Source organism: Gemmata obscuriglobus, from assembly GCF_008065095.1.
Taxonomy (GTDB): Bacteria; Planctomycetota; Planctomycetia; order Gemmatales; family Gemmataceae; genus Gemmata; species Gemmata obscuriglobus.
In genome coordinates this window covers 1,739,744-1,762,671 of the sequence record NZ_CP042911.1, presented here as the reverse complement: position 1 = coordinate 1,762,671, position 22,928 = coordinate 1,739,744, and the positions used below count along the sequence as shown (strand labels likewise).

At 69.1% G+C, this 22,928-nt stretch carries 21 protein-coding genes and 1 tRNA gene; 8 read left to right on the top strand and 14 right to left on the bottom strand.

All coding sequences use genetic code 11. The annotated features are described in order from the left end of the window. Window positions 1-2 precede the first annotated feature (2 nt). From GobsT_RS07345 to GobsT_RS07300, 10 genes are all read right to left on the bottom strand, one after another. Window positions 3-1,244, bottom strand: coding sequence for a glycosyltransferase (locus GobsT_RS07345; RefSeq protein ID WP_010034473.1), 1,242 nt, complete (start codon window positions 1,242-1,244; stop codon window positions 3-5). A gap of 2 nt (window positions 1,245-1,246) precedes the next feature. Further along, a complete protein-coding gene (locus GobsT_RS07340; protein ID WP_010034476.1) occupies window positions 1,247-2,386 on the bottom strand; it encodes a glycosyltransferase family 2 protein in 1,140 nt (379 codons plus the stop codon). Window positions 2,387-2,474: 88 nt separating this feature from the next. After that, window positions 2,475-3,440, bottom strand: a complete 966-nt coding sequence (locus GobsT_RS07335) for a glycosyltransferase family 2 protein (RefSeq protein WP_010034477.1) — start codon at window positions 3,438-3,440, stop codon at window positions 2,475-2,477. Next, window positions 3,437-4,258 (bottom strand): glycosyltransferase, encoded by an 822-nt coding sequence (locus GobsT_RS07330; protein ID WP_010034478.1) that lies wholly within the window; start codon window positions 4,256-4,258, stop codon window positions 3,437-3,439. The genes GobsT_RS07335 and GobsT_RS07330 overlap by 4 nt, the downstream gene beginning before the upstream one ends. Further along, complete coding sequence (locus tag GobsT_RS07325) at window positions 4,255-5,226, bottom strand: hypothetical protein (protein ID WP_010034482.1); 972 nt, start codon at window positions 5,224-5,226, stop codon at window positions 4,255-4,257. Before GobsT_RS07325 ends, GobsT_RS07330 begins: the two co-directional genes overlap by 4 nt. Further along, window positions 5,223-6,149: a glycosyltransferase gene (locus GobsT_RS07320; protein ID WP_010034488.1), complete on the bottom strand. Its 927-nt coding sequence runs from the start codon at window positions 6,147-6,149 to the stop codon at window positions 5,223-5,225. The genes GobsT_RS07325 and GobsT_RS07320 overlap by 4 nt, the downstream gene beginning before the upstream one ends. Next, the gene (locus tag GobsT_RS07315) at window positions 6,146-6,694 is read right to left on the bottom strand and encodes an acyltransferase (protein ID WP_010034491.1); all 549 of its coding nucleotides are present in this window, start codon (window positions 6,692-6,694) and stop codon (window positions 6,146-6,148) included. Before GobsT_RS07315 ends, GobsT_RS07320 begins: the two co-directional genes overlap by 4 nt. Further along, window positions 6,682-7,971, bottom strand: a complete 1,290-nt coding sequence (locus GobsT_RS07310) for an ABC transporter ATP-binding protein (protein WP_010034492.1) — start codon at window positions 7,969-7,971, stop codon at window positions 6,682-6,684. Before GobsT_RS07310 ends, GobsT_RS07315 begins: the two co-directional genes overlap by 13 nt. Window positions 7,972-7,979: 8 nt before the next feature. Beyond that, window positions 7,980-8,798, bottom strand: coding sequence for an ABC transporter permease (locus tag GobsT_RS07305; protein WP_010034493.1), 819 nt, complete (start codon window positions 8,796-8,798; stop codon window positions 7,980-7,982). Between the two features lie 25 nt (window positions 8,799-8,823). Further along, window positions 8,824-10,329, bottom strand: coding sequence for an MraY family glycosyltransferase (locus GobsT_RS07300; protein ID WP_010034495.1), 1,506 nt, complete (start codon window positions 10,327-10,329; stop codon window positions 8,824-8,826). Between the two features lie 551 nt (window positions 10,330-10,880). Between GobsT_RS07300 and nusG the strand changes: the two genes are divergently transcribed. The 6 genes from nusG to GobsT_RS07270 all read left to right on the top strand — a co-directional run bounded on the left by nusG (window position 10,881) and on the right by GobsT_RS07270 (window position 18,505). Continuing rightward, the gene (nusG, locus tag GobsT_RS07295; protein ID WP_010034497.1) at window positions 10,881-11,414 is read left to right on the top strand and encodes a transcription termination/antitermination protein NusG; all 534 of its coding nucleotides are present in this window, start codon (window positions 10,881-10,883) and stop codon (window positions 11,412-11,414) included. 110 nt (window positions 11,415-11,524) lie between these two features. Further along, entirely contained in the window at window positions 11,525-13,783 is a 2,259-nt protein-coding gene (locus tag GobsT_RS07290; RefSeq protein ID WP_010034499.1) for a polysaccharide biosynthesis tyrosine autokinase, read from the top strand. Between the two features lie 33 nt (window positions 13,784-13,816). Continuing rightward, entirely contained in the window at window positions 13,817-14,593 is a 777-nt protein-coding gene (locus GobsT_RS07285) for a tyrosine-protein phosphatase (protein WP_010034502.1), read from the top strand. A gap of 319 nt (window positions 14,594-14,912) precedes the next feature. Beyond that, window positions 14,913-15,896 carry an alpha/beta hydrolase family protein gene (locus tag GobsT_RS07280; RefSeq protein ID WP_010034505.1) on the top strand — a complete coding sequence of 328 codons (984 nt, stop codon included), beginning with the start codon at window positions 14,913-14,915 and terminating at the stop codon, window positions 15,894-15,896. A 52-nt stretch (window positions 15,897-15,948) separates the two neighbouring features. Next, window positions 15,949-17,352, top strand: a complete 1,404-nt coding sequence (locus GobsT_RS07275; RefSeq protein ID WP_010034508.1) for an IS4 family transposase — start codon at window positions 15,949-15,951, stop codon at window positions 17,350-17,352. A 22-nt stretch (window positions 17,353-17,374) separates the two neighbouring features. After that, window positions 17,375-18,505 carry a hypothetical protein gene (locus tag GobsT_RS07270; protein ID WP_010034509.1) on the top strand — a complete coding sequence of 377 codons (1,131 nt, stop codon included), beginning with the start codon at window positions 17,375-17,377 and terminating at the stop codon, window positions 18,503-18,505. Window positions 18,506-18,523: 18 nt separating this feature from the next. Here the strand turns inward: GobsT_RS07270 and GobsT_RS07265 are convergent, their stop codons facing one another. From GobsT_RS07265 to GobsT_RS07250, 4 genes are all read right to left on the bottom strand, one after another. Then, window positions 18,524-19,186 carry a hypothetical protein gene (locus GobsT_RS07265; RefSeq protein WP_010034510.1) on the bottom strand — a complete coding sequence of 221 codons (663 nt, stop codon included), beginning with the start codon at window positions 19,184-19,186 and terminating at the stop codon, window positions 18,524-18,526. Continuing rightward, complete coding sequence (locus GobsT_RS07260; protein ID WP_010034511.1) at window positions 19,183-19,809, bottom strand: Fe(2+)-trafficking protein; 627 nt, start codon at window positions 19,807-19,809, stop codon at window positions 19,183-19,185. The genes GobsT_RS07265 and GobsT_RS07260 overlap by 4 nt, the downstream gene beginning before the upstream one ends. Window positions 19,810-19,953: 144 nt before the next feature. Further along, entirely contained in the window at window positions 19,954-20,799 is an 846-nt protein-coding gene (locus GobsT_RS07255; protein WP_010034512.1) for a hypothetical protein, read from the bottom strand. Between the two features lie 113 nt (window positions 20,800-20,912). Next, entirely contained in the window at window positions 20,913-21,299 is a 387-nt protein-coding gene (locus GobsT_RS07250; RefSeq protein ID WP_010034513.1) for an FHA domain-containing protein, read from the bottom strand. Window positions 21,300-22,147: 848 nt separating this feature from the next. Between GobsT_RS07250 and GobsT_RS07245 the strand changes: the two genes are divergently transcribed. After that, window positions 22,148-22,594, top strand: coding sequence for a hypothetical protein (locus GobsT_RS07245; RefSeq protein ID WP_010034515.1), 447 nt, complete (start codon window positions 22,148-22,150; stop codon window positions 22,592-22,594). A 251-nt stretch (window positions 22,595-22,845) separates the two neighbouring features. After that, window positions 22,846-22,918 (top strand) — tRNA-Arg (locus tag GobsT_RS07240). Window positions 22,919-22,928: the final 10 nt, after the last annotated feature.

Below are 22,928 nucleotides of genomic sequence, written 5' to 3'. Positions count from 1 at the left end.
AGCTAACCGTGCAGAGCGGTTCCGACAGAAGCGAGGAACGCCTTCTGCTCGATGTCCCAGTTGTAGCGGTCGCGACCGAGGCGCCACGCCGCTGCCCGGCGCCGGGCGAGCCCGTCGCGGTCGAGCACGAGGGCGTCGAGCGTGCGGGCAAATTCTCCCGGGCTGCCGAGGTCGACCAGCGCGCCGGCGTCCCCCAGTTCGCCCGCGAGCCGCACCTGGGCCGGCGTTCGGCTCAGGACAACCGGGACGCCCGCGAGGAGGTAGGTGAAGATCTTGTTCGACAGCGCGATCGAGTTGTTCGGAGTGAAGCCGGTTTCCGTCCCGAAGCCCAGGTCGAACGCACCGGCGAGCCGGACCATCTCGCCCGGCGCGGCCGCCGGGTGCCACACGATCCGCCCGCGGACCCCGTGCGCGGCCGCGTGCGCGTCCAGTCGTTCGCGGTACCCGGCGGCGGGAACGCCGCGCAGGTGCAGCACGACCGGCGTGACCATTAAACCCATCGCGGCGACGACCGCTTCCAGCCCGCGCCCCGGCCCGACCGTCTGGCTGAACCAGTAGAGCGTCGGTCGGCCCTCGCCCTTCAAGTACGCGGTGGGAACCGGCTCGCGGGGCGCTTCGGACCGCGGAAACACGTTCAAGACGGTCGCCGGGCACCGGCCGTAGCGGCGCTCGTAGGCGCCCGCGACCAGCGGGCTCGAAGCCGTGAGGTGCGAGCACCGGGCGAGCAACCCGCGTTCGAGCGACTCGCGGGCGGTGCGCCTGTTCCGGTGTTCCGTTGAGTCGGGGAGTTCGTCAACGTGACTGTCTTCGGCGTCGAACCCGAACTTCGTGCCGTGCCGACGGGCCGCCCGGAAGGCCGCGCACAGTCCGGGTAGATAGTGCCCGATGTAGAGGTCGGCCGGTTCGGCCGCGGCGGCGCGTGCCAGCCGCACGACGAGTTCCGATTCGGCCCACGCGGTCACGGACCGCGTGTGACACATTCCGAGCCGAACGAGAGCCGCCGCCGCCCGCTGTCGCAAGACGCGGGCCGCCCGTTGCCACTTGGCCCCCAACGGCACCTGGACCACCTGCCACCCGCGCGCCCGGAACAGCTCGTCATCGAGATCGGTGCCGAGCGAGTGCCCGGTCCCGCACACGACGCGAACCGGGTACCCGGCCCCCGCGAGGGCGTCCGCTTCTTTGACGAGCCGCGGGTTCGAGGACGGCGCCCCGGGGCCGATCAGACAGATTCGCGGGCGGGCCACGTTCAGGCGCCCCCGACGAGCGCGGGAGCCAGTTGGACCGGGCTGCGGCCGAACCGCGCCTCGAACGGCTCGCGCCCGCTGACCGCTATAACGTGGCGGAGCGCCCGGCCGAACACGTCGTCGAGCTCCTCGCGGTCGATGGTCCGGCAACGGCTGTACGGTCTGCACTGGAACCGGCGGAGGACGCGCGCCGCCCGCGCGGGGCCGAGCACGGACGCGAGCCGCGCGAACCGCCGGCCCCCGAGGTGCGCGCGGGGCGCGTCGGTGGGGCTGGTCTGGTAAACGGCGAGCGTGAGCCGTTCGTACTCCGCGTGGAACCGCCGCGGGAGCCGGCGGTAGCTCTGGAACGCGGCCGCGCCGAGCAACGCGCGCGCCGCCCGCGTTGCCGGCGTTTGGGGGCACCGGAGCGCGAACACGAGCGTCACGGCGAGCGCCGGGATGCCGAGCTTCTCCCACTTCATCGACAGGTGCTCGTCGTCGTGACACACGGTAACGGCGAACGGGCCGTTCACCTTGCACACGCGCCACGGCTGCGTCGCGCAGTTGAAGAACAGCCACGTGTCCCCGGCGGGTTCGAACACCCGACTCGGGGGCACCAACGGATTTGCCAATGCGGCTAGGAGCGCGGCGCGACGGAAGACCGGGGTGTGCGGGACGGTCTGAACGCCGATAAACAGCTCGGCCGCGGTCCCAACCGTGGGGAGCACTTTTTGAGACAACCGGGGCGGCTCGTGCGCGTCGTTGAGGGGATCGTACGGTCGCGTGGTGGCCTGGTCGCAGTACGACAGCTCGGCGCCGGTCTCGCGCATCGCCCGCACGTGGGCCGCTAGTTTATCGGGGTGCAGGAGGTCGTCGGAATCGAGGAACTGAACGAACTCGCCGTTCGCGCTGTGAAGGCCGGTCATCCGGGCGGCCGACGACCCGGCGTTCGCCTGCCGGATCACGCGGAGGCAGTGCGCCGGGGCGAACCGCGCCCGGAGGTCGTCCAGACGAGGCTCGAGCGGCGAATCCGAGCCGTCGTCCACGACAACGCATTCGACCCGCAGCGGCGCGGCCCGTCCGGCCGCCACGAGGACGCTTCCGACGCTCGCCCGTAAGAGATCGACGCGGTTGAACGCCGGGATCACGACGCTGATGTCCACATGTGCTCCCCTGAGAGGCGCCGCCCGGTTTCGCTTCCGGCGCCGCCGGACCGTTTCGAGTGTGTGAACGGGTGCTCGCCTGCTCTTGTCACGCTTTCTTGGCGCGTGTCAGACGACGGGCCAACCTCTCGATCCGCTTCGCCAGCTTCCAGCCGACGAGCCGCGCGAGCGCACGCATCTTGGGCCCCATCAGAGGGGAGAAGTGCGGGCCGCCCAGCGCCCGCACCTGCTCGCGGGCACGCCGCCGCAGCTCCGGCACGGCGGGGTAGCAGGCGAAAATGAACTCCTCCCACACACGCGAACACGCCTTCCGGCTTCGCGCCGTGTCCCCGGTGGCGAGCAGCGTTCCCGTGCCCGCGAGGGTGGCGCGGAAGGCCGAGTCCCACGCCCGATCGGATTTCGTGGCACTCAGCGCGCCCGCCAGCCCCGAGCGGTAGTGGAGGAACGCGTCCGGGCAAAACAGCACCGCGCGGGCGCGGGCCAGGACCCGCGGGAAGAAATCGAAGTCGTTGATGAGGGAGAGCGACTCGTCCCAAGGCCCGGCTTGTTCGACGAGCGCTCGCGGGAGCAGGTAGCACCCGCCCTGCACCATGCTGTGCCGCTCCCACATTTCGGTCAGCAGATCGACCGGGGCGATGTCGCGCCAAAACGGCTGCGGGACGGCCCGGGTGTTGCGCGGGTGGTCGACGAACCGGCCCCACGGGTGGAACGACACGCAGCCCGGCTCCGCCCCGGCGAGCCGCCGCACCTGCACCTCGACCTTGTTCGGCGAGATCAGGTCGTCGGCGTCGAGGTGGACGACGTACTCGCCTTGCGCCTCCCGGAACGCCCGGTTCTCCGCCGCGCTCTGGCCGCGGTTCTCCTGATCGATCACCTTCACGCGCGGGTCGGTGAACGACCGGGCGACGGCGAGCGTGTCGTCGCGCGAGCCGTCGTTGACGACGATCACTTCGACCCGCGGGTGCGTCTGCGCGAGCACCGATCGCACCGTGTCGGGGAGGTACGCCGCCGCGTTGTACGCCGGGGTGAGAAACGAAACGAGTGGAACGGTCATGACGCCTCCGCCCCCAAGTACCGGCGCTTGAGGCGCTCGAACAGGCACCCGCGGGCGTACTCTTTATTCTTGTCGAGCCCGCCCTCGCGCCAGAATTCGTTCCACAGATGGAGGGCGTAACTCGAGCGGCGAACCGCCCCCGGGTGCGTTCGGGGGTGCAGGAGCCAGCGCGAGCGCCAGTAGAAGTAACGGTAGACCGACTTCAGCGTCGGGCCGCCGGGCTGCCGGACGATTCGCGACAGGCCACGCCAGCCGATGGGGGCGAACATCTCCGGTGCGGCGAGGTGCTCCTGGAGCCCGAGTTCCGTGACCATTTTTTGGACCAGGAACGGACCGATCGAAAGGTACCCGATCCGCTCGGGGTCGGGGCGGTCGGCCGCCTTCAGGAGGTACTTCGTGTAGGGGCCGCCGGCGGGAAATTTCAAAACGAACGTGCACGGCAGCACGCCGTGTTCGGCCTCGTTGCTCGTCGCGATGACGATCGCCCCGGGGTGATCGAAGGCCTTCAAGCAAACGACATCGCTGTCGACCCACCAGCCCCCGCGCTGGTGGAGGAGCGCGTAGCGGAACAGCTCCGAGAACCCGGAGACGCTCCCGCTCGCGAAGCCGTCGTGCTTGTAAAACCAGATCCGGGAGCGGTCGATGATCTCGTTTGCGTCTTTGAGAACGGTCCCTTTCGGCACGCCCGTCGGCACCGAATACACGTACAAGTGGTAGTCGTGCCCGTGGGCCAGAAAGGAGCGGATGCTGAGCTGCTCCATCGCACTGAGTGACGGGCCGATCCAGAGCCCCTGGACGACGCGGTTGGGGTCCGTCATACCTCACCTCGGTTCGTGCGGGCGTGCCGCCACCCGAAGCGGAAGTACCACGCCTTGGACTCGGCGACGTAATGGTGAAGGGCGGCCGTGGGGCGCTCCGTTTCGGGGCGCGCCGGCCGCACGACGTACTCCGCGGCCGGCGCCTCGACGCACCGCGTGCCCGCGACGAGCATCGCGGTGAGGGCCTGCTCTTGGAGGTAGTGGTCGCCCTCGCGCTCCGCGAGCGCGCGGCACCAGTGCTCCAAACGGTCCCAGTCGATGCCGTCGCTGCGCAGGCCGCACACCCCGACGTTCACGCGGTCCGGGACCGGTGCGCCGGCGAGCTCGGCCATCAGCGCGGGCGAGTACCCGTAGGCGCTTTCCACGTCCCGCATGTGGCACGGGCGGTCCGGAGCGGCGAGCCACCGGAGCAGCACGTCCGGGCGGCGGAAGAAGAGCATGTCGGAGTCGAGCACCAGTTTCCACCCGGTGCCGCCCGCGTGGACGTCGGTCAACTTCCGCAGGTGCGGGTACACGAGCCGCCTCTGGCGAAGGGTCGGGTATTTCGACGCCGGGAGGTGCTCGTCCAGCCGGCGAACGACCGCGTCCGCGGAGCGCACTTCGAGCCCCGGTAGCACGCGGGTGAGCGCCGCGGCGTGTTCGGCTCGGAGCGTGCCGTCATCGATGACGACGATCCGCACCGGCGCCCCGGCGCGGACCCGCAGCGAGTGCCCGCAGAAGGCGGTCTGGTACCAGAACTTGGCGCCGGTCAGGAAGTACACGCACGGAACGTCCGCACCGAGCGGTTCCGGCGCGGGGGGCAGCCGAAGGGCGGCGCGCTCCATTGCCGTCTGGCCGCGCCGCGCGAGCCACAGGTTCAGCGGCCCTTCCCGCACGCACTTCTTGAGGAACGTGCGCGGGGCGTGGACCAGCCGATAGGTCAGTTTCCCGATCCGCAGCCGCTTGGCGAGTTGACGCAACTGGCTCATGGCGCTCCTAGGAGTGCGCGGCCTTCAAACTGACCGCACGCGCCCCTCCAGCGGACGTACGCGGCGGGTCCGGTCCAGCTCCGGTAGCGGAGGTACGCGCGCCACTTGCGCAGCGGTACGGTCCAGCGCGCGACCCGCGGCCAGGGGCGGAGCCCGTGGCGGTCCAGCACCTGGACCCACGACTTCGCGATGCCGTGGTTCAACCGCGCGAGGTACTCGCGGGTCAACCGCGCCGCCGGCATCAGGTGCGTGAGGCACAGCTCCGGCGAGTAGCCGACCTGCCACCCGGCCCGGAACACGTGCAGCACGATGTCGCAGTCGCCGCCGCTGGCCAGCGAGGTGCCGCTCCGGTCCGTGATCGCGCCGCGGTCTGAAGCGCCCGCCCGGGCGTAATCCGCCCAGGCTTCGGTCCGGAGCGCCATCCCCGCGCCGATGGGGGCGCACGCCGGGTAGCCGGTCTCGGCGCCCGGGTCCGCGATCCGCTCCGCGTCGCCGAGGTCGCGCACGGCCAGCGCGCCCGCGAACTCGCGAACCCACGGGGCCGGTTCGACCGCCCATTCCGGCACCGACCGGCCGCCGAGGGCCCCGAGCCGCGGGCGGCGGGCGAAGGCGTCCGCGACCTGCGCGAGGTAGTTCGGGGCGAGCACGTTGTCGTCATCCACGAACACCAGAAACGCCCCCCCGGCCGCCGCCGCTCCCGCCCGCCGGGCGAACGTCAGCCCCAGCCGAGGTTCGCGAAGCACTTTCGCGGACGGGTGCCAGCTCAGCGCGGGAGCGACGGGCGCGGTCGACCCGTTATCGACCAGGATCAGTTCCCACCGCTCCAAAGGGAGCGTTTGCGCGCGAAGCCCGGCCAGCGTGCGGGCCAGTCGGCCCGCGTCCGGGTTGTGGGTCGGGATCAGAACCGATACGGTGGGGGTCATTCGCGGAACCGAAACGTTTTGGCCGGGACGCCCGCCGCCACCGCGTACGCGGGGAGGTCGCGTGCGACCACCGCCCCGGCGGCCACAACGCAGCCGTCGCCGATGGTCACGCCGCCCAGAACCGTGACCCCGGCGCCGAGCCAAACGTCGCGGCCGATGGCGGTGGGCAGCAACACATCGGGGTGGTGGCGGATGCGCTCGCCGCGCGGCGGGATCGTGTGGTTCGAGGAGAGGATGCGGCAGTGCGGCGCGATCAGCGTGTCGTCGCCGATCGACACGCCGCCGTGCCCGTAGACGACCGTGTACTCGCCGACGAACACGTTCGCCCCGACCGCCACCGAGCCGCCCCACGCCCGCAGAACCGCCCCGCGCCCGAGGCTCACGTTGGAACCAAGGGTCACGCGCCCCCGCCGGCCGTTCCGAACTCCTGGCGCGAGCACCACCCCGCGAGCGAGGTCGCAGCCCGCGCCGAACTCGGCGCCCGCCCAGGCGAACCGCGCGCGGCGCGCGGCCTGGACCGCCCGCGACCACGTCACCCGGAACACGTCACGCCTCGCTCGAGAGCACCGCCGGGACCTGGGCCGTGCGCGCCGTGTGCGTCGAGTGCGACCGACCAGCGCGCCGAGACCCGCAACGGGCCGATCACCCGCGTCGAGTACCGGCTCGAGAGCGCCTCGCTCGACACGAAATCGAACCGCACCACGTCCGGCAGGTGCTCGTGAACCGCCCCGGTTCCGTCCCCGAGCCAGACAGAGATGCCGTAGGTCCCCGACTGCAACGGGACGTCCGGGAACGTGACCACCGACCGACCGGCCCTTGAGCGGCCGTGCGGGTTCGCCGGGTGCAGGTCGCGGTTGGTGCCGAACAGCGGGGTGCCGAGGTCCGTTGAGACCACCACCCCGACGAGCGGGTCGAACGCGACCGGCGACTCGAAGCCGACCGCCACGCTCAGGTGCCCGCGGGCGAGTTCGGCCGTATCGATCCGGACCGAGGTCACGGTCGGCCGGTCCGGGCGGGCGGTGCCGGCGTACGCCCCCTGGTCCGCGCCGCCGAGGTACCGGCCGATGACGTCCGCGACGGGCCCGTGCGCGACGAGTTCGCCGCCGCGCAAGTACAGCCCGCGCGTGCAGAGCTGGTTCACAACGGACAGGTTGTGACTCACGAACAGCACCGTCCGCCCGCCCCGCGCGATCTGGCCCATTTTCCCTAGACACTTCTGTTGGAACGCGGTGTCGCCGACCGCGAGCACCTCGTCCACGACGAGCACCTCGGACTCGAGGTGCGCGGCGACCGCGAACGCCAGCCGCATGTACATGCCCGACGAGTACCGCTTCACCGGGGTGTCGAGGAACTTCTCGACCTCGGCGAACTCCACGATCTGATCGAACTTCGCCCGCACCTCCGCGCGCGACATCCCCAGAATGCAGCCGTTCAGGTACACGTTCTCGCGCCCGGTCAGTTCCGGGTGGAACCCGGTGCCCACTTCCAGCAGGCTGGCCACCCGGCCCTCGATCTCGATCTGGCCAGCCGTCGGCTCCGTGATCCGCGAGAGGAGCTTCAGCAGCGTGCTTTTGCCGGCCCCGTTACGGCCGATGATCCCGACCACGTCGCCGCGCTCCACGTCAAACGAGATGTCCTTGAGTGCCCAGAACTCGTCCGGCAGCGCGTCCGCGGGCCGGCGACCGCGCAACCGCTGGAGGCCCCCCCGCGCGCCGGCGGCGAGCGCGTCCCGGAGCGTCGATGGTCCCGACCCCGCGGCGCGCCCGAGCGTGTACCGCTTGCCCAGACCCTCGACGCGGATCGCCGTTTCGGGTTCGCCCACAGTTGCCCTCAAATTCGGTCCGCAAAAGTCTTTTCGGTGCGACGGAAGTACCGCACGCCGGCCACCAGCGTCGCGCCCGTCGCGGCGACGGTCACGGCGACCGCGTACGGGGTCGACTCGCACGCCTGCCCCAAGAGCGCCCAGCGGAACCCCTCGATCAGCCCGACCGCCGGGTTCAGGATGAAGAGCCACCGGTACTGCTCGGGCACCGCCCCGAGGCCGAACCCCACCGGCGAGATGTACACCCCGAACTGGAGCACGAACGGGATGACGAACCGCACGTCGCGGAACTTGACGTTCAGCGCCGCCAGCCAGACCCCGACCGCGACGGCCGCGAGCAGCGCGAGCGCGACGAACAGCGGCAGCAGCGCCAGCCGCCAGGTGATGTCGGCCCCGTACCAGGCCACCAGCCCCAACAGGACCGGCAGCGTAACCAGGAAGTCGATGAGGCTCACCGCGACCGCGCTCAACGGGATGATGAGCCGCGGGAAGTAGACCTTCGAGATCAGGTTCCCGTTGCCGACCAGGCTCTCGCTCGCAGCGGAGAAGCCGCTGGCGAAGAGCTGCCAGCCCAGCATCCCCGACAGGACGAGCAGCGGGTACGGCGCCCCGCCGGAGGGGAGCTTCGCGACGGTGCCGAACACGACCACCATGACGGCCGTCGTCGCGAGCGGGCGGATCACGGCCCACGCGATCCCGATCACGGTTTGCTTGTACCGGACCGACACGTCGCGCCATGCGAGGAGGAACAGGAGCTCGCGGAAGCGCCACAGGTCGCGCCAGTACTGACGTTCGGTGCGACCGGCTTGGATCACGGTACGGGACACGGTCCATCTCCTCGCGCGGCTTGGCTCAGCGGGCGCCCAAGGCCACGGCACCGTGCGCCGGCGCCGGTTCGGTCAACTCGGTCGCGCGGCGCTCCGTCGCTTCGACGATCCGGGCGAGCGTCTGGAAGATGCGTTCGATCGGGCTGCTGTCACGCCCACCGGTCGCCGCGACCCGGCCGATGAGGTGGCCGTGCGCGAACAGCGGGCTCTCGACCCGCCACCAGTGCGTGTCGGGCGTGGCGCACGTGGCGCGTTCCCACCGTGCGTGATAGTTCTCGTGCAGCTCGGGCGCGTTGACGTCGAGCGAGAGCGACTGGAGGTCCGCGCTCCCGGCCGCTTCCGCCAACACGGCCCAAACGGAATCCCAGTCGATCGTGCCTTGGATGCGAACCGCCAACCCGGTCCCGGCGGGGGCCGCGTCCCAACCGAGGGCGCTCCAGAGCGCCAAGCTGACCCGCTTGCGGATCAGGTGGAACTCCGCGTACCCGAAGAGGCGGGTCGCGAGGAGGGTGACGGCGACGCCCGCGGCGGCCACGAGCGCGTACAGGTCGTTCTTGAGCGCGGTGCTCGCGAGCGCGCCGACGGACGCGATCAGCCCCAGCACGGCGACCAGCCCCAGCACGCGCCGCACGGTGAGCCCGTGGCGCAGCAGGACGTGGTGCAGGTGCCCCCGGTCGGCGGTCGCCAGCCCGCGCCCGGTCAGCTTGCGCCGGATCACGGCCGCGGTGGTGTCCAGGACCGGCAGGATCAGAATCGCGACCGGGCAAATGAGCGAGACGGTCGCCGGCCCCTTGAGCGACGACGGGATCGCCAGCGCCCCGATGACCAGCCCGACGAGCATGCTGCCCGCGTCGCCCATGTACACGGTCGCGGGCGGGAGGTTGAACCAGAGGAACCCGGCGACCGCGCCGCACAGGGCCAGCGCGACGGTCGCCGCGAACACCTGCCCCACCATGAGCGCGATGACCGCGAGCGTTCCCAGCCCGGTCACCGCAACCGTTCCCAGCAGCCCGTCCATCCCGTCGATGAGGTTCAGCGCGTTGACGCAGGCCAGCAGCCAGAACACCGTGACCGGTCCGGCGAGCGGCCCGAACTCGACCACCCACCCGAACAGGGCCACGCGCTCGATCAGGTAGCCGCCGCCGGCGACGAGCACCAGCGTCGCGACGACCTGCCCGGCCAGCTTGTGGCGCGCCCGGAGGTTGTGCCGGTCGTCGACGAACCCGACGGCGGTGATGGCGACCACCGCCGCCAGCAGCGCGGCGGCCCAGCGCAAGTCGTCCCGCACGGCCGCGGCGAACGAGTGAGACACGAGCAGCGTCACCGCGAGCGCGAGCACCGCCGCCAGGAGAACGGCGACGCCGCCGATCACGGGAACCGGCCGCGGCTGCACCTTGCGGCGGCCGTCCGGGGCGTCGACCAGCCCGTTGCGATCGGCCATGTTCCGGGCCAGCCGGGTCAGCACCAGCCCGGCGCCGGTGCCCGCCGCGAGCGGCACCCACCAAACGGAGCCAAGGGAGTAAGTGGTCAAGGCGAACCCTCCGAATGCGCACGCAGCGCGGGGGCACGCGGCCCCCCTCGCGAACGTTGCTGGACGGCGGGGAACGCACCCGGTTCGGGCGCGTGGACGCGATTCAGCGGGCCACCGGTTGTGACAAATGGGGAACGCTGCGCGAGCCTTACAGCGGGTCGACCTCGCGGTCGAGCGGCTGCCAGGGGGGAACTCGGGCCGCGTCCCCCCTGAGTGGCAGAGGGGCACGGCCCGCTCGCGTCGAGCGAGTCGGATCGTTGGGAAACGTAATGTGTTATCGAGTATCGAAGCAACTCCGTACGCCGATTTTTTGGCCACCGTGCAATCAGGTTCGGCGGGGTGTCACTCCCGTCCGAAAAATGCGCCCCGCGATCAAGATCCCGTCTCCGCTCGCTCCTCAAAAGTTCGGTGCGGTCCGGAGGCGTTCACGGAACAGGGCCCGGACCAGAAACTCTCCCCCCGGTGCCGGTGCCAAAATCGGGCGGCGTGTTCGATAATTCGGCAGCGGGTCCGTTTCCGCGGTCTACGGTGTTGCGCGACCGAGGAGCTTCATGGACGAGTCAACGATCATCGACGAAGTGGGCCGCTGGGCCGCTCTGCGGACCGCGGCCCGCTGGGAAAAGGCGGTGACCGAGCAGTTGGCCGCCGCCGGGGTGCCCGTGTTCCTTCCGCTCTTGACGCGGGTCAGCCGGACCAAAAGCAAGACGCAGACGGCGCAACTGCCGGTGTTCCCGGGCTACGTCTTCTGCGGCGAGCGGGAGTACCGGGACAGCACGCGCGTGCCCCCGTCGTGTCGCAAGTTGATCGCGCAGCTGCTACGCGCCCCGGACCCCGATCAACTGAAGGACGAGCTGCGCTCAGTCGCGGATCTGCTCGCGAACCGGCAGCTCCTTCAGGAGCGCGTGTACGGGGTGATCGGCGACACGGTCCGAATCGTCGGGGGGCCGCTCGCCGGCTCGCTCGGCACGATCCTCCGGCTAAAGCCGGGCACCCGCCGGGTCCTCATCGAAGTGTCCTTCCTCGGTGCCCGGATGGAAGCGACGGTCGAGGAACGGCTACTCGAAAAAGCTGTTTCGATCGCGTAAGGCGCGCGGAGCCGCGCTCTTACCAGGTTCGCACGCCCGCCTCCATGTTGTCCGCGCCCCCCGGGCGCTCGCGCCCTGGGGCCGCCCTGCCACTCTTGGAGCCCGCTGCCGTGGCCGATACCGACAAGAATACCGCCGCCCCGCCCGACGACGACGAGCCCGCGTCCGGTCTGAACCCGCTGCATCTCGTCATGCGCCGGTGGCAGTTCCTGGCCGTCGGGCTGATCATCGGCGGGGTGCTCGGCGCCCTGATCTACTCGACTTCGGCGCCGCAGTACCAATCGACCGCACAGGTGCTGGTCGTGAAGAAGGGCGTCGAGGTGACCAAGGAGGGCGACGGGCGCATCGTCGAGGACCACGTCGCCACCCAGGTGACGCTCATCAAGTCGGAGAAGATCCGGCTCGCGGCGGCGGCGAAAGCGCGGGCGGCGGGCGGCGCCGGGCTACCGGCCGACGACCGGGCGGTCGCCGACATGATCGGCACCGGGCTGACCGTCGTGCGGGACAAGGACTCGGCTGGCCCCACGATCGGCAGCGGCGTCCTGAACCTCACGCTCCGCGAACCGGACCCGGAGCTGTGCAAGCGGCTCCTGGAGGCCGTGATCGCGGCGTACCAGGCCGAACTGTATTCCATTTACGAGAAGGCGTCCCAGGACCGCATCGCGACCCTCGACCGGCTCCTCGAAGCGGTCAAAGGGCAGCGTAAGGCGGCGGGCGAGCACCGCATCACGCACCTCACCGAGCTCCGCGGCATCACGACCGAGGACGTGTCGAGCGTCCGCACCCGCGTGAGCGCGCTCCGGGATCAGGCGCGCGCGCTCCGGACCGATATCAGCAACCTGGACGCGCAGGTCGAACTCGTCAGCCGCACCGGCCCCGCGCCCGAGGACCGGCAGCTCGCGTTCGTTCAGCTCACGGCCCAGTACCGCGCGCCCGTCGTACCGAACGCGGCCAACGGCGGCGAGCTGACCGGCACCGCCGCGCTGCGGGCGCTGGAGTTCGAGCGGCGGGAGTTGACCCAGGCGACCGGGCTGGGCAAGGACCACCCCCGCGTGCTCGCGGTCGACGCGCGGATCGCGGTGCTCAAAGAGGAGCTCGCGCGCCCGCCCGCGGCCGGCGGCCCGGTGCTCGACGAACTCGGCGCGCACATCCTCTGGGTCGAGCAAAAGCGCCGGACGGCGGGGCGCCAGCTGGTTCAGCTCGAGGCGCAACTGTCCAAGGACGAGGAGACCATGAAGCGCGCCGGCGGGCTGCTGGACCTGGCCGAGGCCATGGCCGTTCAGTCGCAGCACGCGGACGCGGAAATCATGCGGCTGGAGGCCGAGCGGCTCGCGCGGCAGGCGACCCTCGGGGCCGGCGGGTACTCGGCCGAGCAGATCACCCGCCCGGGGAGCGGGCACAAGGTCGCCCCGGTGCTGCTCCGCTCGCTGCTGCTGGGGTTGGGCATCGGGGCGCTTCTCGGCTGCGGGCTCATGGTCCTGGCCGAGACGCGGGACAAGAGCTTCCGCTCCCCCGCCGAAATCCGTCGCCGCCTCGGGCTGGCCGTGGTCGGTCACATTCCGCGGATCCGCACCGTGCCGGCGCTCAGCCTCGAACCCGCCACCTACGACCCGCTGCTGGTCGCGGCGCTGCGCCCCAAATCGTCGGAAGCCGAAGCGTACCGGGGGCTGCGCACGCAACTCTACTTCAGCACGCAGGGGCGCGGGCACCAGGTAATCCAGGTGACCAGCCCGACCCCCGGCGACGGGAAGTCCACGCTCGCGGCCAACCTCGCGCTCTCGGTCGCGCAGTCGGGGAAGCGGACGATCCTCGTCGATTGCGACCTGCGCAAGCCGCGCGTTCACAAGCTGTTCGCCGGCGCGGACGCGACCGGAACCGGGCTGGCCGAAGTGATCGCCGGGGTCCGGCCGCTCGCCGACGGGATCGTCGCCAGCGGCGCGCCGGGCCTCGACCTGCTCCCGTGCGGCCCGCGGCCCGCGAACCCGGCCGAGTTGCTCGGGAGCCCGCAGTTCCAGCGCGTCCTCGCCGAACTGCGGGAACGGTACGAGTTCGTCATCGTCGACAGCCCGCCGCTGATGGCCGTCGCGGACCCCGCGATCGTGGCCCCGCAAGCGGACGGGGTGCTTGTTGTGTTCCGAATGACGAAAACGGCTCGCCCCGCGGCGGAGCGTGCCCGAGAGGTGCTGGCCGGCGTCGGCGCCCACACCATCGGCGTGGTGGTGAACGCGTCGGGCGACGAAGGCCGCGGGTACGGGTACGGCTACGGCTATGGCTACGAGTACAAATACACCAGTTATAAATACTCTGACAGCTACAACACCGATGCCGATGAAGACGGGGCACGCCTGGTGCCCGCGCCGACCAGGTGAAGCGAGTCCCGAGGTCCCCGACCGAGGTTCCACATGACCTTGCTCGTCGACACGCACGTTCACCTGCTGGCCGGCCTCGACGACGGCCCGACCGACACCTCCGAGGCGCTGGCGATGTGCCGGCTCCTCGCGGAGGAGGGCGCCACACACGTCACGGCGCTCGCGCATCAGAACGAATCCTACCCCGAAAACACGACTACGAAACTCCGGCTCGCGGCGACCCATCTGGCCAGCCAGCTCAAGGCCAACGGGGTTCCGCTCGCGGTGCATCCGACCGGCGAGGTGGCGCTGACCCCGGACCTGGAAGCGGATTTCCGCGCCGGGCGGCTGCTGAGCATCGGCGACCACGGGCAGTTTCTGCTGGTCGAGATGCCGCCGAGCGGGTTCGTGGACGTGCGTCCGCTCGCGGGGGCGCTCCGCCGCTCCGGGGTGCGGCTCGTCGTGGCTCACGCCGAGCGCTACCCCGAACTGCTCCACGATCCCGAAACGGTCGACGACCTCGCGGCCGCGGGGTGCCTGATCCAGGTGACCGCGGGCGCGCTGGCCGAGCCGCCATCGGGCACGGTCGGGCGCGCTCTGCGGGACTGGGCGAAGCGCGGCGTCATCCACCTGCTCGGTTCCGACGGCCACCGGATGACCCGCCGTCGGCCGCACCTCCGGGCGGGGTACGAGGCGCTGGCTCGGTGTGCCGGCCGCGCGGCTGCGGACCGCGCGGGCATTTGGGGGGCCGCGATTCTTCAGGGGCTACCGGTGAAGGTTCCCGCTCCCGCCCCGCGCGCGCGCTCCTGGTACAGCGAACTTTTCCGTTAAGTGAATCCGCGCCTTTCAAATTGTGCGGGTGATCAAGAGCCGCCCCCGTCGTTCGTTGGGCTCGTTGCGCAAATTGTGGGCGATTGGCTCGACGTGCCGACGGCTCGCCGCCCGCCGGACGTTCAACTACCGTTATTCCAAAGCTGCTCAGGTGTATCGGCCCAGCACGCCGGGTTGCTCCGGGACTAAGAGGTCGCCGTGCGCCGACCGCTCCATTTCTCGATCGGTTGATCCCACTCGTCGGTCCGTGGGCTCACGGCTCCATTGCGATACGCGCGGCGGTCGGATAGGTTCATCGTCAACATCACGGGAGCCTGCCATGCCGCACCCCCTCACGTTCGTCTCCCGCCGGCACTTCTTGAGAACCACGGGGGCGATGCCTCTCGCACTCGCGTGCGACGGGTGTCCCGCCCTTACGCGGGAGAAACAACCGACGACGCCACTCGGGCCGCTCAACCGCTTTCCGCGGACCGTGCAGGACTGGTACGTCGAACAGGTGCGGGCCGCCGAGTCGCGGGGTAACGAGACCCGCGCGAAGCTCGCAACGAAAGCCGACGCGAAAGCCTTCGTTCGCGGCGTACGGGCCAAGGTCGCCAAGTGCTTCGGTCCGTTCCCGGAGAAGACGCCGCTCAACGCGCGTGTCACCGGTAAACTCGAACGAGATGCTTACACGGTTGAAAAGGTGACCTTCGAGAGCCGCCCCGGCTTCCATGTGACGGCCAACCTGTACGTTCCGCATGCCGCGAAACAGGGCAAGAAGCTCCCGGGCGTCGTCGGCTCGTGCGGGCACTCGCACAACGGGAAAGCGGAACCCGCGTACCAGTCGTTCAGCCAGGGGCTGGCGCGGATGGGGTACGTCGTGCTCATCTTCGACCCCATTGGGCAGGGCGAGCGGTCGCAGTACCCGCACGTTGAGAAGCCCGATCGCCCCGGAGTCGGGGTCGGTGAGCACCTGCTCGCCGGGAACCAGCAGTTCCTCGTCGGCGAGTTCTTCGGGAGCTGGCGCGCCTGGGACGGCATTCGCGCGCTCGATTACCTCCTGTCGCGACCGGAGGTCGATACAAGGCACGTTGGGATCACCGGCAACAGCGGCGGCGGGACGATGAGCACGTGGCTGTGCGGGTTGGAACCGCAGTGGACGATGGCCGCACCGGCGTGCTTCGTGACGACGTTCCGCCGCAACCTCGAAAACGAGTTGCCCGCGGACACCGAGCAGTGCCCGCCGCACGCCCTCGCGCTCGGGTTGGACCACGCAGATTTCCTCGCGTGCATGGCTCCAGGCCATTCACGGTGCCGTCCGTAATTGTAAGGTGTTTCCAGGGAACGATTAGTGTGCTCTACGGACGGACGGGCTCATGATTCTTGGCGCCGTGTTCGAGCGATTCATGAACGAGAGCCCATTAAGCGTCATGTCCCGTGCCACGATCGAACACGCGCTGTCGGCTTCGGCTCTGGATGCGTTGTTCGCACGGGTGGCGGAGCGCGGGTACACTCGGGAGCTGTTGTTCTCCACGGTGGTGGAGCTGATGAGCGCGGTGGTGTGCGGTAAGGCGCACCATGTGCAATCGGCGTATCAGCAGATGGCGGACCGGATCCCGGTGTCCCTGAAGTCGGTGTACGAGAAGCTGCAACATCTTGAGCCGGCGGTGTCGGCCGCGTTGGTGCGGCACGTGGCGGATCGGTGCCACGAGCTGATCCAGCAGTTGGGTGGGGAGCGCTCGCCGGTGCTGTCCGGCCGGGCCGTTCGGGTTCTGGACGGGAATCACTTGGGGGCCACCCAGAAGCGGCTCCGGGTGACCCGCGGGCGCACCGCCGGACCGCTCCCGGGGCTGGTCCTTGCGGTTCTGGATCCGGCCCAGATGCGGATCACGGACCTGATCCCATGCGAGGACGGTCACACCCAGGAGCGGGCTCTTTTGGATCAGGTGGTGCCGCTGGTGCAACCGGACCAGGTGTGGGTCGCGGATCGGAACTTCTGCACCGCCGAGTTCGTGTCCCGGATCGATCAGCGGGGCGCGTTCTTCGCGATCCGCCGACACGGGAACACCACACTCGACCCGGCCGGGGAATGGACCCCGGACGTGCGCACCGCGACCGGGTGGGTGAGCGAGCGACCGGTGTGGGTGTGCGTGGGCGGTGAGCCGGTGCTGCGGGTACGGTGCGTGCGCGTGCGGTTGGATCATCCGACCGGAGACGGGGACGCGGAGATCGAGATCCTGACCAACCTGCCGGAGGACGAGGCGGACGCGGTGGTGGTGGCCGTCGTGTATCGGGGGCGGTGGGCCATCGAAGGCGCGTTCCACGAGCTGACCGTGGCGCTGCGGTGCGAGGTGAACACGCTCGGGTATCCGAAGGCGGCCCTGTTCGGGTTCGCGGTGGCGGTGGTGGGGTACAACGTGCTCGCGGTGCTCAAGGCCGCAATGCGAGCGGTACACGGAGCGGACACGGTGCAGAAGGATGTATCCGGGTACTACGTGGCCTTGGAATGGGCCACCGTGTACCCGGGCATGATGATCGCCCTCCCTCCGGCCGAGTGGGTCGTGTTCGGTACCCTCTCGGCCGACCAACTGGCCCCGCAGCTTCGGGACTGGGCCGCGAAGATCAACCTGAAGAAGGTCCAGAAGGCACCGCCTCGTAAACCGACGAAACAGAAGCCCCCGCGCATCAACGACAATAGCCCGCATGTCTCGACCGCCCGGTTACTCGAAGACGAACGGAAGAGCAGCCGGACAAAAATTAAGGCACGTAAACAAGAGTAGCCCACCGTGAATGGCCTGGTGCATGGCTCCCAAACCCGTTGTGATACTCGCGAAGGAGAAGGACTACTTTGATGTCCGCGGTGCGGAAGAGGCGTTCGGGAGACTTCGGCGCCTGTACAAACTGCTCGGCGCGGAAGAGAACGTGAAATTGCACGTCGGGCCGACCGGGCACGGGTACAGCATCGAGAACCGTGAAGCCATGTACCAGTGGTTCAACACGGTGACCGGTGTGTCTGACGTGAAGACCGAACCGAAGCTGGTCATCGAGAAAGAAGAGGATCTGTATGCGGCCCCGAAGGGGCAAGTGAGCGAGTTGAATTCCCGCACGGTGTTCTCGTTTACCGCTGCAACGGCGCGGCAACTCGAAGACGCGCGGCGCGTAAAGCCGGGGGCGCTCGCGAAGCGGGTGCGTGACGCACTCGACCTACCCACTTCCGACAGCGCGCCGGACTACCGCATCCTGCGCCCGGTTACGGGCCGCAAGTATCCGAAACCGTTCGCGACCGCTTACGCCCTCGAAACGGAGAAGCCGGCGGTCGCGGTGGTGTACCGGCTCGACGACCAACAGCACCTTTCTCGCCCACCGAAGAACACCGGCGGCGCGACCGTGTACGTTTCGCACCACTCCGCGGACGCGGAACTGCGTGACGAACCGCTGCTCACGGAGCTGGTGAAAGCGGAACCGAAAACGGTTTTCTACGCGTGCGACGTGCGTGGGGTGGGCGAGTCGCGGCCGGACACCTGTGGCGGGACGAACCAGTTCCTCACCGCTTACGGCAGCGACTACTTCTACGCCGCTCATGGCGTCATGCTGGACCGGCCCTATGTCGGACAAAAAACGTTTGACGTACTTCGTGTTCTCGAGTGGCTCAAGACCGTCGGCCACAAGGAGGTTCACCTCGTCGCGAAGGGGTGGGGAGCGATCCCGGCGACGTTCGCCGCGCTGCTTTCGGGACTGGTCACGCGGGTGACGTTGAAGAACGCGCTCGCGAGCTACTCCGATGTTGCGCGTGCGGAACAATACGTGTGGCCGCTGTCGTGCTTCGTGCCCGGCGTGCTGCGGTCGTTTGACCTGCCCGACTGCTACGCTGCACTTGCGGCAAAGCAACTCCGGTTAATCGACCCGTGGGGTGCAGACGGGAAGCCGAAATAAGACCGACATCCGCCAGCTTTACACCAGCGGCGTGCGTGTGTGCGTGGCCGATTCCATCTGCTTGCGGAGGTCGGCGAAGTACGCGGACAGCTCGTCGGCCGACTTGACCTTGCCGCGCGAGCAGGAGCCGGTTGAGCACCCGCTTTTTTCGCCCCCGGTGCCGCACGACGAGCACCCGCCGCCGCCGGACCCGCACCCCGGCTTGCCGCACCCGCCGGCGGTTTCTTTCGGGTCGTTCGCGACCGGCGCGCGGGACAGGTCGAGGAGCCGCACGGCGAGCCCGAACCGTGCGGAGAGGTCTTCGAACAGGGGCGTGGCGTCGCAAGTGCCCCAGGCGAGCCCGTGGAGAATCAGGTGGTCGTCGAGTGTGAGCTCCGCGTCCACGAACGTGACGGGCAACGCGCGGCTTGCGGCCGCCTCGTTCGCCGCGCCGAGCAACTCGCCCTCGCGCGCGGCGAACCCTGCGGTGCGGGCGTCGTCATCGGGCGTGGCGGTCCGGAGGAGTTGACCTTCGACGGGGAGCGCCGGGGAGAACGGCTCGCCGGGCGCACACAGCACCAGCCCGCACTCGACCCCGCGCGGCGAGTGTACGACCACGCGCGTGCCGCGCGCGGCGGGCTCGTCGGCCGTGAACCGGCCGACGAACCCCGACTTACCGAACTGAACCAGGGTGGAAGTCACTTGGCGTCCTGCTCGAAGCCGAAGAACTCGCGCATGTTCTTGTCGTACTCGCCCTGCCCGCCCTCGGAGCTGAGGTCCAGGCGGAGCTCGTTCACCACCTTGACGCTGAGGTCCTTGAGCCACAGCGTCCAGCACGCGGAGCAGATCTCCTGGTGGATGCGCAGCCCGATCGCGTCGGGCACGGGCGGCTTGTCGAGCTGGCGGGCGCGCTTGCCCTCCATGCACCCGGGCCGCTCGCACCGGAACCCCGTGCCCGGCCCGTCGTCGTCCGCCGGGGCCGCCGCCTGCTTCTTCGGAACCGGGGCGCCGAGCTGCTCGAGGTGCTTGGCCATCGCGTCGCGGGGCACGCGGTCGCCGCGGTCGTCGGCCACGGACCAGCCCTTGGTGAACACCTCGATCGCCTCGTCCTTGCGGTCGAGCTTCAACAGGCTCTCGCCGAGGAACTTGAACGCCGTGGAAAATTCCGGGGTGATTTCGAGCGTGCGCCGGAAGCACTTCGCCGCTTCCTCGGCCTGCCCGTCTTCGAGAAGGAACTGCCCGAGGCGGTAGTGGGCCAGGTCGTTCTCGGGGTCCTCCTGAGCCATGTTCCGGAAGCGCGCGATCTGGTCGGCGAGGTTGTTCATCGGGGAGCCTGCGGGTGAAACGAGATGAGGGCATTGTACGCGCCGCCGCTCGCTTCGGTCGATTACCGGAAGGCCGAATGTCGTAAGTCGGGAACGGTTCCAGGGCGCTCCCGGCTTACGGCATTCGGTTCTTTACCCGGAAGCTCAGTTCGCCGGGCTCACCGTCACCGGCAACTTGTAGGTCGAAGCCTTCTTCGACACGCGATCGGTCGCGGTGATCTCGACGGTGAACTTGCCCGGGCGGTTCATGAACACCGGGAACTGGAGCGCGAACGCCCCGTCGGCGTCCTTCACCGGTTGCGGGGCCTTGGCGTCCTGAATGTGCTTCCGCGGGGTGGTCAGCAGCGGGGCGCCCTTGTCGTCGAGGAGCTGGCACACGACCTCGACGTCCGGCTGCTTGGTCTTGGGGTCGCGCTCGAAGCTGGCGACGCTGAACTGCACGTAGACCGTCTGCCCCACCTGCCCGCTGGTCGGGGCGGACAGCTCGCCGCGCTGGTCGTGCGTGGTGTACACCGCCACCACCCCGAAGTCCTTCTTCGTCACCTCGAACTTCAGGTTCATGCTGCCGGTCGCTTTGGTCTTCGAGTCGGTGACGGACAGCTTGCAGGTGTACTCGCCGGCCGGCTGGTCGAGGCCGACGGTGACGAACGCCCGGGCGGGCAGCTTGTTGCCGCGCAGGGGCACGAACTCGGTCAGCTCGCGGGGCTCGACCTTCGGCTCGCTCGGCGGCGGGAGGATGCGGGCGCCGGCCGCGTTCACCACCTCCATCGCCATCGTGTAACGCGCGAGCCCCTCGCCGTCGATGGTGATGCCCTCGATGTCGTACGCGATGAACAGCACGTCGCCGGGGAGGATCTTGGACACCTCGCGGGTCGGCCCGAGTTCGCCGACGGTGGTGCGCACGTTGGCGAGCTTCAGTTCACCGGCCGGCTGCGCCGTCGGCTGGGGCGCGAGGGCTGTCAACAGGGCGATCGCGATCATGACCGTCATGGCTCAGGGTCTCCTGTGGGTTGAGAGGGCGGGACACCGCTACCGGCGATAACACCGTATTCTCTCCGCCGTTGACGGCCCCGACCAGTGGGACCCGGTTTCGGCCCTTACGGTCACTTCTGCTCGGGGTACACGTCGGGCAGGGCGTTGCGCCGCAGTTGCGCCGCCGGCTCCTTTTTGGGCCGCGGCTCCTCTTGTTGTTCCAGTTTCTCCAGTTCCACGCCGAACTTGACCACGTACTTGAGGTTCGCGATCGCGACCGTGTCGTTCGGGAGCAGCGCGGCGCGGCGCACGCGCTGCCCGTTCACCCGGGTGCCGTTCGTGCTGCCGAGGTCGCGCAACAGGAGCAACCCGTCCGTCTTCACGACGACGCAGTGCAACTTCGAGACGCTCTTGTGGTCGAGGCGCGTGTCGCAGTCCTCGTCCCGGCCGAAGAGCGTCATGTCCTTGACCAAATCGATGGACGGGCCGCCGTCGGCGGACACCAACCGGGCGCGCATATCGGGTCACCCTGGCGGTTCGGATGCGTTACCGAGCATTCTCGCTCGCGACCGGCACCGGTACAAGGGGGGCGGCGCCCGCAAATTCCTGGCCCGCCCGCGGTTGGCGGTACGGTTGACGCGGTCGCGCGGCACAACGGTTGCAACAGGTCGTGGGTATCGCCCGCACTCCGCATACAGGAAAGAGCCACATGAGCACCTCACCGATACCGACCCCACCCGGTCCGGACGTGCCGACCCGACCGCACCCGCAGCCGCGACCGAGTGACCCGGTACCGAGCGTCCCGCCGGACGTGGCGCCGGCGCAACCCGGAACCGCCCCTGAAGGCCCGGCGCTGCCGTACCCGGTGAATCCGCCGTCACCACCTCCGGCGCCAACCGCCCCGCCGACCTGGGGTTGAACTGACTCCTGACGTCTTGACCTCTGCCACCCAACATTTTTCGATACCGCCGCAGCCGACAGTGGGTTAGAATTTCACCGCACTCTCCGTTCGTGCCCTCTCACCGTCCAAATTCATGTGATCGTGACCGCGAGGCGCCTCGCGGCGGGCCGAGAACAGGACCTCGCTCATGGTGATGCGGAACAGGAACGACGGTGCCGACGCGCGCCGGTGGTGGGACGATCTCCCGCCCCGGGTCCGCACGCGAGTCGCGTCCCCCGAGACCGAAACACACGAACAACCGGCGCCCGACACAGAACGGCTGTTCTCGACGGGCGAGTTGGTGCGTGATCTATCTCGCCTTGCGTTGCTGTTCTTCGTCATCGTCGTGGCTAACATGTTGTTCCTTGTGCTCGTGCTCGCGCTTCTGCACACCTGACGGCCGACACCCATTCGGACCCCGCTCTGATGCTCCGCACAAGCCTCACTTTCGTCGCCTTTATCGTCGCTCCCGCCGTGCTTGCGGACCCGCCAAAACCCGCCGAGCAGAAGTTCTGTCCGGTGATGACCAAGGACGAAATCGACCCGGTCTATTCAAAGCACGAGACCTACAAGGGCGTAAAGATCTACCTGTGCTGCGACACGTGCGTGGCGAAGTACCGCCGCGACCCGGCCGCGTACCTCGACCCGAAGTTCATTCCGGCCCTCGCCGGGGTTGAACTGCCGAAACGCGGGATCGAGCAACAGTTTTGCCCCGTCCACCGAGATAAGAAGGTGTCCGAAAAGGACCCGTCTGCGACGTACAAGGGGGTGAAGGTGTACTTCTACAACGCCACCGCGAAAGAGAAGTTCGAGAAAGATCCCGAGCGGTATGCGGACTCAGTCGTGCTGCCACAACTGCCGAAAAAGAGATGATGATTGGAGTTGGGAATCAAGAGGCACACCCCAACTTTGGGTTCGGCTGATGCCAATTCTGGAGCCGTTCGTGTCGGGTAGCGTGGGGTATGCAGGAGTTCGGGGGGGTGGCTTGTCCGGCTTGTTGGCGAACCCGGGCGCCGTAGAATTGCTCTCATACACAGGGACTGTTCCGCTTTTGATGCTGGGTGCCATAAGGCAGAAGTCCTCGAAAGACGAATGAACACAATTGCTTGGCAGTTAAAGACTTAGCCCTCGTAGCTCAGGGGATAGAGCACTGGTTTCCTAAACCGGGGGTCGCGCGTTCGAATCGCGCCGAGGGTACTGATCGGGT

What these genes read in the sequence shown, in the direction of transcription:
- GobsT_RS07335 (WP_010034477.1), bottom strand. Translation starts at nt 3,440, where the DNA reads ATGACCGTTCCACTCGTTTCGTTTCTCACCCCGGCGTACAACGCGGCG.
- GobsT_RS07330 (WP_010034478.1), bottom strand. Translation starts at nt 4,258, where the DNA reads ATGACGGACCCCAACCGCGTCGTCCAGGGGCTCTGGATCGGCCCGTCA.
- GobsT_RS07325 (WP_010034482.1), bottom strand. Translation starts at nt 5,226, where the DNA reads ATGAGCCAGTTGCGTCAACTCGCCAAGCGGCTGCGGATCGGGAAACTG.
- GobsT_RS07320 (WP_010034488.1), bottom strand. Translation starts at nt 6,149, where the DNA reads ATGACCCCCACCGTATCGGTTCTGATCCCGACCCACAACCCGGACGCG.
- nusG (WP_010034497.1), top strand. Translation starts at nt 10,881, where the DNA reads ATGGACGAGTCAACGATCATCGACGAAGTGGGCCGCTGGGCCGCTCTG.
- GobsT_RS07285 (WP_010034502.1), top strand. Translation starts at nt 13,817, where the DNA reads ATGACCTTGCTCGTCGACACGCACGTTCACCTGCTGGCCGGCCTCGAC.
- GobsT_RS07280 (WP_010034505.1), top strand. Translation starts at nt 14,913, where the DNA reads ATGCCGCACCCCCTCACGTTCGTCTCCCGCCGGCACTTCTTGAGAACC.
- GobsT_RS07275 (WP_010034508.1), top strand. Translation starts at nt 15,949, where the DNA reads ATGATTCTTGGCGCCGTGTTCGAGCGATTCATGAACGAGAGCCCATTA.
- GobsT_RS07270 (WP_010034509.1), top strand. Translation starts at nt 17,375, where the DNA reads ATGGCTCCCAAACCCGTTGTGATACTCGCGAAGGAGAAGGACTACTTT.
- GobsT_RS07260 (WP_010034511.1), bottom strand. Translation starts at nt 19,809, where the DNA reads ATGAACAACCTCGCCGACCAGATCGCGCGCTTCCGGAACATGGCTCAG.
- GobsT_RS07255 (WP_010034512.1), bottom strand. Translation starts at nt 20,799, where the DNA reads ATGACGGTCATGATCGCGATCGCCCTGTTGACAGCCCTCGCGCCCCAG.
- GobsT_RS07250 (WP_010034513.1), bottom strand. Translation starts at nt 21,299, where the DNA reads ATGCGCGCCCGGTTGGTGTCCGCCGACGGCGGCCCGTCCATCGATTTG.
- GobsT_RS07245 (WP_010034515.1), top strand. Translation starts at nt 22,148, where the DNA reads ATGCTCCGCACAAGCCTCACTTTCGTCGCCTTTATCGTCGCTCCCGCC.